The 8,611-nt window shown below is 70.8% G+C and carries 15 protein-coding genes; all 15 read left to right on the forward strand.

Annotated elements, in window-relative coordinates:
• Positions 1 to 61: 61 nt before the first annotated feature.
• The 15 genes from AB0C25_RS34310 to AB0C25_RS34380 all read left to right on the forward strand — a co-directional run bounded on the left by AB0C25_RS34310 (position 62) and on the right by AB0C25_RS34380 (position 8,412).
• Positions 62 to 379 (forward strand): hypothetical protein, encoded by a 318-nt coding sequence (locus tag AB0C25_RS34310; protein WP_124821943.1) that lies wholly within the window; start codon positions 62 to 64, stop codon positions 377 to 379.
• 183 nt (positions 380 to 562) lie between these two features.
• Positions 563 to 811: a hypothetical protein gene (locus AB0C25_RS34315; protein ID WP_357378997.1), complete on the forward strand. Its 249-nt coding sequence runs from the start codon at positions 563 to 565 to the stop codon at positions 809 to 811.
• 180 nt (positions 812 to 991) lie between these two features.
• Positions 992 to 1,933 (forward strand): DUF2637 domain-containing protein, encoded by a 942-nt coding sequence (locus AB0C25_RS34320; RefSeq protein ID WP_357378999.1) that lies wholly within the window; start codon positions 992 to 994, stop codon positions 1,931 to 1,933.
• A 14-nt stretch (positions 1,934 to 1,947) separates the two neighbouring features.
• Positions 1,948 to 2,352: a hypothetical protein gene (locus AB0C25_RS34325; protein ID WP_357379001.1), complete on the forward strand. Its 405-nt coding sequence runs from the start codon at positions 1,948 to 1,950 to the stop codon at positions 2,350 to 2,352.
• A 433-nt stretch (positions 2,353 to 2,785) separates the two neighbouring features.
• Positions 2,786 to 3,751, forward strand: a complete 966-nt coding sequence (locus AB0C25_RS34330) for a recombinase family protein (protein WP_357379003.1) — start codon at positions 2,786 to 2,788, stop codon at positions 3,749 to 3,751.
• Between the two features lie 298 nt (positions 3,752 to 4,049).
• Positions 4,050 to 4,286, forward strand: a complete 237-nt coding sequence (locus AB0C25_RS34335; protein WP_357379004.1) for a hypothetical protein — start codon at positions 4,050 to 4,052, stop codon at positions 4,284 to 4,286.
• 101 nt (positions 4,287 to 4,387) lie between these two features.
• Entirely contained in the window at positions 4,388 to 5,374 is a 987-nt protein-coding gene (locus AB0C25_RS34340; RefSeq protein ID WP_357379006.1) for a ParB/RepB/Spo0J family partition protein, read from the forward strand.
• Between the two features lie 130 nt (positions 5,375 to 5,504).
• The gene (locus tag AB0C25_RS34345; protein WP_357379008.1) at positions 5,505 to 5,684 is read left to right on the forward strand and encodes a hypothetical protein; all 180 of its coding nucleotides are present in this window, start codon (positions 5,505 to 5,507) and stop codon (positions 5,682 to 5,684) included.
• A gap of 418 nt (positions 5,685 to 6,102) precedes the next feature.
• Positions 6,103 to 6,555 (forward strand): hypothetical protein, encoded by a 453-nt coding sequence (locus AB0C25_RS34350; RefSeq protein WP_357379010.1) that lies wholly within the window; start codon positions 6,103 to 6,105, stop codon positions 6,553 to 6,555.
• The gene (locus AB0C25_RS34355) at positions 6,552 to 6,809 is read left to right on the forward strand and encodes a hypothetical protein (RefSeq protein ID WP_357379012.1); all 258 of its coding nucleotides are present in this window, start codon (positions 6,552 to 6,554) and stop codon (positions 6,807 to 6,809) included. The genes AB0C25_RS34350 and AB0C25_RS34355 overlap by 4 nt, the downstream gene beginning before the upstream one ends.
• The gene (locus tag AB0C25_RS34360) at positions 6,806 to 7,078 is read left to right on the forward strand and encodes a hypothetical protein (RefSeq protein ID WP_357379014.1); all 273 of its coding nucleotides are present in this window, start codon (positions 6,806 to 6,808) and stop codon (positions 7,076 to 7,078) included. The genes AB0C25_RS34355 and AB0C25_RS34360 overlap by 4 nt, the downstream gene beginning before the upstream one ends.
• A gap of 3 nt (positions 7,079 to 7,081) precedes the next feature.
• Entirely contained in the window at positions 7,082 to 7,228 is a 147-nt protein-coding gene (locus tag AB0C25_RS34365; protein WP_354966258.1) for a DUF6011 domain-containing protein, read from the forward strand.
• A complete protein-coding gene (locus tag AB0C25_RS34370; RefSeq protein WP_357379016.1) occupies positions 7,225 to 7,488 on the forward strand; it encodes a hypothetical protein in 264 nt (87 codons plus the stop codon). Before AB0C25_RS34365 ends, AB0C25_RS34370 begins: the two co-directional genes overlap by 4 nt.
• Positions 7,478 to 7,903 carry a hypothetical protein gene (locus AB0C25_RS34375; RefSeq protein ID WP_357379018.1) on the forward strand — a complete coding sequence of 142 codons (426 nt, stop codon included), beginning with the start codon at positions 7,478 to 7,480 and terminating at the stop codon, positions 7,901 to 7,903. The genes AB0C25_RS34370 and AB0C25_RS34375 overlap by 11 nt, the downstream gene beginning before the upstream one ends.
• A 14-nt stretch (positions 7,904 to 7,917) precedes the next feature.
• Positions 7,918 to 8,412 (forward strand): hypothetical protein, encoded by a 495-nt coding sequence (locus tag AB0C25_RS34380; RefSeq protein WP_357379020.1) that lies wholly within the window; start codon positions 7,918 to 7,920, stop codon positions 8,410 to 8,412.
• Positions 8,413 to 8,611: the final 199 nt, after the last annotated feature.

The following is an 8,611-nucleotide window of genomic DNA, read 5'->3' on the forward strand; positions in this document are numbered from 1 at the left end:
GGGCCGGGTGAGGGTCAACCTTCGTCCGGCCCCGCTCCAGATCGGAGCGAGGGGGTGAACGGTGGCGATCGACGCGAGGCTGGTGCATGACGGCCTGGTCGACGTGAAGGCGTTCGCCGCCGCCGCCGAAGTCGGTGCCGTCGGCGTGTGCGACGGCTGCGCTGGGCTGCTGGACGGGTCGGCACAGGAGGGCGGCGGCCTGTTGTGGCTGACGACCAGGTGCCGAGCGTGTGGGGCCGAACGGAGCGCGCCGGGCGGCCGGGCGTTGCCCCGTCCGGCGAGTCAGCGGCCGAGCCCGCCGGCGTGGGTGCTGGAGGCGGCTGCCGAGCTGGAGGCGCGGCGGCTGGGGGAGCGGCCCGACCGGTCACAGCCCGCCTAAGCCGGGCCGAGCCTCTTCCTCACTCCACTACCCGAACTGGGCCGTTCGGCGGCCTCCGTGGATGGGGGATCGCCGGCTCCCGTGTGACCTGTTACACGGCCCGCGCCATACATAAAGCCTGTACGGCGGACGTGGTGCCTACATACAATATCTATGTACACACCGCCTCCAACTATGCGAGGAGTGAGCGAGATGCTGACCCACGAGGAGATCCTGGAGCGCGCCCTGCGAGCCGCCATCGAGGAGTTCGACCTGAAGGACGTCGCCGAGGAGGCCGGCGCGGAGCCGCTGACCGACGACGACGGCGCGGCGACCGAGGTCGTCGAGGTGCTGACGCTGGCCGACGCCGGCTTCATGACGACCGACAACGGCGTCTCGGTCCGGCTGAGCGACGGCCGCCAGTTCACGATCGAGATCAAGCGGTACCGCTGACGTAGCCGGCGGGCGCGCCTTGAGCGCGCCCGCCGTTTCCGCAACCTGACTGCCCTATTGGAGGGAAACCGATGGAGAGCAAGACGGTGCCGGTCGTGCCGGCACTGCCGGACCGGGCGGCACTGCCGCCAGGCGGCGGTACTGCCGCCGCGGCTGCCGGGTAGGCCGGCAGTGGTTCACGTGGAGAAGGTCGACGTGCCGGAGCGCCCGAGCGTGGGCGCATGGCTGTCGGCGTGGGGCGCATTCGCTGCCGGCATCGGCGCAAGCCTCGCGGCGAACGTCGCGCACGCCGGTGCCGATGCCGGGGCGCGTGCCGTTGCCGGGTGGGCGCCGCTGGCGCTGCTGCTGTGCTCCGAGGTGATGACCCGGGTGCCGGCACCGCGACACCCGGTGCTGCGGGGCGTGCAGGTCGTCGGGACGGTGGTCGTTGCCGCTGTCGCCGCGCTGGCCAGCTACCGGCACATGCGGGGCCTGGCGCTGGACTACGGCGAGGACAACCTGACGGCCAGCACCCTGCCGCTGTCGGTGGACGGCCTGGTGCTCGTGTCGTCGATCGGCCTGGTGGTGCTGTCGCAGATGCGGCGAGAGGCGATGGCCGCCGAGCGTGTTGCCGCGCTGGCCGCCGCCGCGCCTGTGCCGCTGCCGGTGCCGGTGCCGCCCGAGCCCGAGCCGGTGCCGCTGCCGGACCTGGAGCCGGTGCCGCCGCTGCCGCTGCCGCTGCCGCTGCCGGACCCGGACCCGGACCCGGTGCCGCTGGTGGTGGTGCCGCCGAGGGTGCCGCTGCCGCGCCTCGACCCGGTAGTGCCGGCCCGCCCGTGGCCGGCACAGGAGCCCCTGCTGCTGCCGCCGCCGGACCCGGAGCCGGTGCCGACGCCGACCGACGAGGCGACGGAGGAGCTGTGGGCTGCCGCCCGGACGGCGTGGCGGGAATCCGCGGCCGCCGGTGAGCCGCTCACCGGGCTGGCCCTCGGCACGCGGTTCGGTCGCAGCGAGCGGTGGGGCCGGAACCGGATCAAGGAGGCCAAGGCGGAGCTCTTGGCCGAGCAGAAGGCCGGCGGCGACGTCGCCGGCGAAACCGCCCAGCAGGACACCCGGGTGCCGGTCGGCGCCGGGGCCGCGTGAAGGAGGAGACGCAGATGATCTCGATGGCGATGATCCAGGCCGCGCGGGCGGCGGAGTTTCCCGACCACCCGTACGCCTGGGTGATTACCCGGGACCGGGACCACGAGCTGCACGGCACGTCGGAGTCGGAGGTTGGGACCGCCGGGCCGAGGCAGGCAACCGAGGAGATGCTGGAGCTGGCCCGGACCGAGGGCCGCCGCTGGCGCGTGCTCGACGCGGGCGACATCGACGTGAGCGCGGTCGCGGACGGGAAGGACGTCGACCCGGACGAGCGGGGCGTGGTCTACGAGGGTCGGATCTGGACACAGGACGAGGCCGGCAGCGGCGCGGACTTCGGGCCGCTGCACGACTTCGGCGAGCCGAACTACGGCTGCATCGAGATCCAGTACCGGGAGGGCGATCGGTGGGTGTCGTTGTAGTGGCACACTGTCCGGCCGCAATGGTTGAATGTGACCGGCCTGGACGCGCGTTGCCAGGCTGGTTACAGAAACGGTCAGGGAAGCCGTCGGGGGACAGCACCGCCTGACCGGAGACGTACCCGAACGAAAGCGCGCAAAGAGCCCGGGACCTGCTGCTGCGGATCCCGGGTTTTTTGTGTCTCCGGCAGCCGGGTCGCTGGAGGGTATGAGCCCGTATCACATTGACGCGGCGTAACGTTTCGGGAACTCATATGTACCGGTAGGTGGCACGGTGCGATGGGGCACTGCTAACTTATAGGCCGGCCCGATTCGGGCTGGCCTTCTGTCGTGGTGTTGCCGCAGGTCGGGTGAGCGACCGGATCTGCCAAATGCGCCACCGACGCGGTGCCCAGCGTCGCGGGAGGCGACACACGAAGGAGCCCGGGGGTCGGGAGTGCGTTGCTACGGGTACGACGAGACAGGACGCGAGGTCATCGAGGCAGAGGCCACGGTGATCCGCGAGGTGGTCCAGCGGGTCCTCGGCGGGGAGAGTATGCGCTCCACGGTCGCTGACCTGCGTGCGCGGGGCGTCACGACGTCCGCCGGGCGCCCGTGGACCCAGCAGTCGCTTTCGCGGCTGCTGCGGAATCCGCGACTAGCGGGCCTCAAGACGTACCGCGGCGAGGTTGTCGGCAAGGCGCAGTGGCCGGCGATCATCGACGAGGCGACGCACAGCAAGCTGCTCGCCCTGCTCGACGACCCGTCGCGCAAGCAGCCGTACTCGACGAACGTGCGGAAGTACCTGCTGTCGGGCGGTTTCCTGATCTGCGGCTACCCGCTACCCGACGAGAACGGGCCGGAGACGCACATCGACGGGAAGCCGCTGTACACGCAGCCCAGCAACAGCGGCAAGCGCGGCTACGTGTGCCGGTCGGGCAGCCCGAGCTACGGGTGCGGTCGCATCCGCATCGCGGCCGACAGCCTGGAGGAGGAGGTCGCCACCCGAGCGCTCGCGCGACTGGCGTCGCCGAAGGTGCGCGCCCGGCTGGAGGCCGCCGTGGGTTCCGCGGCCGACGGTTCCGAGCACATCGCCGGAGTGCTGGAGGCCATCGACGAGCGGCTGGAAGAGGCGGGTCAGGCGTACGCCAAGCGCGAGATCAGCCTGGTCACGCTCAAGGCGATCGAGGGGCAGGCGAGCAACGAGCGGCGCGACCTGAAAGAGAAGCTGGCCCAGGCGGTGCGGTTGCAGGCGCTGCCGGCGACGACGCCGGAGGCGCTGGCCGAGTGGTGGGTGGACGCCCCGCTGGAGCGGCGGCGGGAGATGCTGGCGCTGGTCCTGGACCGGATCATCGTGAAGCCGGCGAGTCGGGCCGGAGTCGTGCACCTCGACACGGACCGGCTGGAGTTCGTCTGGAAGTAGCCGCCGCAAGGGTCTGACGTTTCACGCCGGACCCGAGTGGCAATGGTTCTCGTTACCCGCGAGTACATATCTGTAGAGCACCCCCAGGCCGTGGCGTTAGCACAAGCCACGGCCTCTCGCATCGTTCCTGCGGCTAAAAGATAGTTGTCCCAGGGAACGCTTCGGGGTGTCGCAGCGCGTGGTGTCTCCTTTACGATCTTCGAACATTGAACCTTTCTTAAGTGGCGCTTAAGTCGCCTTCTGGCTGTGGGATCACAGTGGCATGGCCGGCGCATCGAGAGGACGGGGGAGCGTAGCGTTGCGTAAGCGAGCGATCGAGGTCTTGCAACTGGCGCAGCGGATTGCTGCCGAGGTGGACTCGGGGCGGGTGGATGACGTCGAGATGACCGACGAGCAGGTGGAGCGGGTGGCGGGACTCTTGAGGCCGCCGCCGTTGGCCGAGCGCCTGGGTCGCGCCCATGTCGCGCACGGGGTGGCGGTGATTCCCCTGATCGCGACGTTCCTGGCGAACTTGCCGCAGGCGGGCGCGGCGTGATCCGCTGGCCAAGCCGTACATAAAACATTGACGGCAAGATCGTCTTTTGACTACAATGAATGTGTACGAAATGCGTACAGCGTTCACTGTGGAGGAAGACGATGGCAGCGGTAGCGACGGCCAAGAAGCCGGTCCTGCGGATGATCCCGGTCGCCAAGATCGAGGCGGACCCGGACCAGCCCCGCAAGCAGTTCACCGAGGACGAGCTGGCCGAGCTGGCAGCGTCGATGAAGAAGCTCGGCCAGCTCCAGCCGGTCGCCGTGCGCAAGACGGCGAAGGCGGGCCACTACCGTCTGGTCGTCGGCGAGAGGCGCTGGCGGGCCGCCCAGCAGGGCGGCATCGAGGACCTGGCCGCGATGGTCTGGGAGATGACCGACGAGGCGGCGTTCATCGCGCAGGTCGCCGAGAACGTCAACCGGCAGGACATGACGCCGATGGAGGAGGCCGCGGCCTACGCGCGCCTCGCGGACGCCGGCTGGGAGACCGCCGCGATCGGCGAGCTGTTCGGTAAGAGCGTGCCGTACGTCGGGTGGCGAATTGACCTGCTCGGGCTCATCGACGACGCGAAGCAGCTCGTGGCCAAGGGGCAGCTGCAGGTGGGTGTCGCCTGGTACGTGTGCCGGCTGTCCGCCGACCAGCAGCGGCGGTTCCTGGTGAAGTGGGCGCGCGGCGAGTTCTCCTCCGCGCGGGACGCGGAGGCGTTCGCCAAGGCGTGCAAGGCGGCCGAGGAGCAGGGCGGGTTCTTCCAGCTCGACGAGGCCGAGCACAGCGAGGAGGAGCAGGAGAAGGTCGTCGAGAGGCGGAGGAAGGTCGTCAGCAAGATTGACCGTCTGGCGGCGGCCGGCGAGATCCTGGCCGAGCTGGCGCAGCTGGACGAAGTGGAGCTGGCGAAGCTGCTCGCCGGCGCCGACGGCGGCGTGGCGGCGTACCGGCAGCGCGTCGACCACCTGCGGACTGCGGCGGGGAAGGTGTCGGCGAAGCTGCGCAAGGCGCAGGCGATCGCGGCATCGGTGACTGTGGAGCTGGACCCGGCGGCCGTGGTGACGATCCCGGCCGAGGTTGCCGACCTCGTTGACGTGGCGAGCTGAGGTAGCCGGCTGGCGGACGCCCCGCGCATCCTCGCGCGGGGCGTCCGTCTGTGTCCGGGCGATCCCTGTCCCGGCGCAATGGGAGTGCGTATGCTCCGGGCGTGGACGCCTGTTCGCGTGGAGCGCGCTGATGCCGGTCCTCGGGCCGATCGACCTGCCACCCTGCGGGGTGTGCCGGCGGGCCCGCGTCCGCGTACGGCGCGGTGACCGCGACCCAGTGGTGGTGTGCCTGGCGTGTGACGGCGGGCCGTTTGTCGAGAAGGCCCGCGCCCAGCTCGACGACGACCAGCGCCGGGCGCTGAACCTGTGAGGGCGCTTCTCTGCGTCCACCGCCTGTACGGTCACAGTTTGACTGTTAGTCCGGATTGATATACAATGTTTATGTACAACAAGCGGCTGTTGGAGGCGATCTGTGCGCGCGGGGTGGTCACGGTCCTGTGGGCCTGGCCGCTGCCGTACGGGCCGATCGGCCTCCAGTAGGCGATGCGAGGAGCGCAGGCCGAGCTCTACAGGCAGGCGCGGATGTTGAACGCGGTCCCGCTCGGGCCAGCGACCTTCCGGGTCGCCCTCGACGCGGTGTTCGATGACCATGCCGGTCCGGCGCTCGTCGCAGAAGTCAGGGCAGCTCAGCTGCCAGAGGAACCGAACGGAGAGGGGGCCACTGTGCCCGCAGACTATACGGCCGCAATGCTCGATTGCGGCGGTGGATACGGCCGAGGTGAGGCCGCATGACCTGGAACGAGCAGGTCGAAGCTGAGGCCCGCCAGGTCAAGGCGGCCCTGCCCGGCTACCTCGCGGTCCGTCAGATGGCGGCCGCCGCGCTGACCAGCGCAGCCGACGACCTCGGCCTGGAGCTGCGCGAGCGCGACCGGCGCGACCTGGCCGAGGCCGTGGTCGACGCGATCCACAAGGCGGCCGAGCTGCAAGGCATCAAGTTCGCGTGCGACGTCGCTGACATGGAGGTCGACGCCAACGAGCGGTTCCTGCTCGCGCCGGCGAGGGAGAAGGCCAAGACCGACCGCGACACCCGCGCGGTGCTCGCCCACCTTGAGCAGCACGCCGAGGGCGCGCAGAAGGTGCGCAACGAGCTGGTCGAGCGACTGGCGCGCGTCGGGCGGCAGTGGCTGGCCGAACAGCCGGCGGCGGTCGGCGTCCGGACCGAGGCGAGGGCGGCAGCGTGATCGCGCCCGCCGTCCAGGTGCCGCAGTTCAGCGCCGAGCAGGTCGCCCAGATCCGGGCCGCGATGGAGGCGCTGCGACGGCAGTTCGAGGCCGTCGGCAAGGTGCTGCACGAGGTGTTCCGCCAGATCGGCGCAGCCATCCGCCGGGTGCTCCCGATGCTGGTCCGCCTGGCGGACTACCGGCGGAAGCGGCTGCGGGTGATGCGCGTCGAGTACCGGCGGCGGCTGCGGCACCGAAGGCGGCGGGCCCGGTGACCGACGCGGAGCCGAAGACGGCGCGGGACCGGGCTCTGGCCCGGGCCCGCGCCACTCGGCGTGAGACGGGAGCCGAGCTGCCGCCGCGCCGGGGGCGCTCGACGGCTGCCCGGCCGGCGGCGGACAACGCGCCGGTCGACGACGCCGTGGCGACCCTGGCCACCCGCTACCTGGTCGACGGCTACCCGCCGGACGACGTGGCGCAGCGGCTCGGGATCGACCGCAGATGGTGCCGGGCGATCGCCGCCCGGCTGCGAGGGAGGAGGTAGCCGATGCCTGACCAGGTGGCGGCCAGCCCGGACGAGGAGCTGGTGGAGTGCGAGGACTGCGGGCGACCGCTGCGCACCCCACGGGCCCGCGCCGAGCGGCTCGGTCCGAAGTGCCGGCAGAAGCGGCTGGCGATGGGAGCGGCGGCATGACGGTATTCGCGTTCGGCGGCGGTGTCCACGTGGTGATGGTGGAGGCGAAAGCCGTCCTGCCGCTGCCGCCGCTGCCTGACGCCGAGCTGGTCGACGTCGCCGAGGGCGACCGGATCCAGGAGCTGGAGCTGCTGAGGATCTGGGGCCCGCCGGCCGTCGTCGCCTCCGCGCTGGACGCGCTGGGCGCCCACCTGGAGGAGCTGATCCCGAAGATCGGAGTTCTCTACGTGCAAGACGCAGCACCCCAAGATGGAGGATGAGTTGCAGCTGTTCACGAGCCGCTACCAGCGGTTCCAGCCCGAGCAGGGCGCGCCGGTCCGCACGACCGTCGGCAAGCCCCGGTTCCCGTTGCCGTACGACCTGGCTGGGTTCGCGCGGTTCCTCGCGCCGACCTACGGGATGCTCAAGATGGCCGAGGGCCCGTACCGGCACCTCTACCTGGAGCGGCTGGAAGGCATCGGCGTCGACCTGATCGCCGAGCAGTTCGCGGAGATCGCGGACAACGCAGGCCACGACCGGCTCGTCCTGCTCTGCTTCTGCGACCTGTCCGTGCCGGCACCGGACAACTGGTGCCACCGGCGCATGTTCGCCGCCTGGTGGGAAGAGCAGACCGGCCACGAAGTGCTTGAGCTGGCCGAGCGGCGCGAACCGCCGGCCCCCACCCTGTTCGACTGACCGAAGGAGTTCACGTGGAAATGACTCTTGACCGACCGCCCCCTGAGGCGGGCGTGCCCCTCGACCTCGACCCGACCCTGCGACCCGGTGAGTCCGGGTACTTCGCGGGGGAGTGGCTGGAGTACCCGCACGACGGCGGCCGCCGCTTCGAGTCGGCGTATGCCGGCCTGCTGGTGGAGCGCTGGAACGGCTGGGCGGTGTGGTCCTGCACGCGCGACGTCGCCGCCGCGGTGGTGACCGATCAGGAGGCAGCCCGCCGGCACTGGCGGGCCGCCTACAAGGCTCACGGGATGACGGAGCCGAGGCTGAGCCAGGCGCTCGACGCGGACGTCCCCGAGATGCGCTGGGAGGGCGACGTGATCGTGGTCGACCGCCAGGCCCTGGATGAGCCGGAGCTGCGGATCGAGCCCGACGAGCAGGGGCGGTACGTTGTCATGGGCGGTCACTGGATGTGGGAGGAAGTCCCGGTCGACGCCGCCGACATCGTGCACGGGACGGTCGCAGTCTGACCGTAGCCGTATAGCTGGGGGCCGGTGCGATGCGCCGGCCCCCTTCGCATGGGCAAGATCAACGGTGATCCCGGCGGGATAACCGGCGGGAACCGAGAGCTACAAGCGGCCACAAGGGAGCACGACTAGACACGACCGGAGCAGGGCCCATAGGATCGGCGCAGGTCAACGGCACGGCGCGTGGGGGTTCAAGTCCCCC

Source organism: Micromonospora sp. NPDC048839 (assembly GCF_040649915.1).
Classification (GTDB): Bacteria; Actinomycetota; Actinomycetes; order Mycobacteriales; family Micromonosporaceae; genus Micromonospora.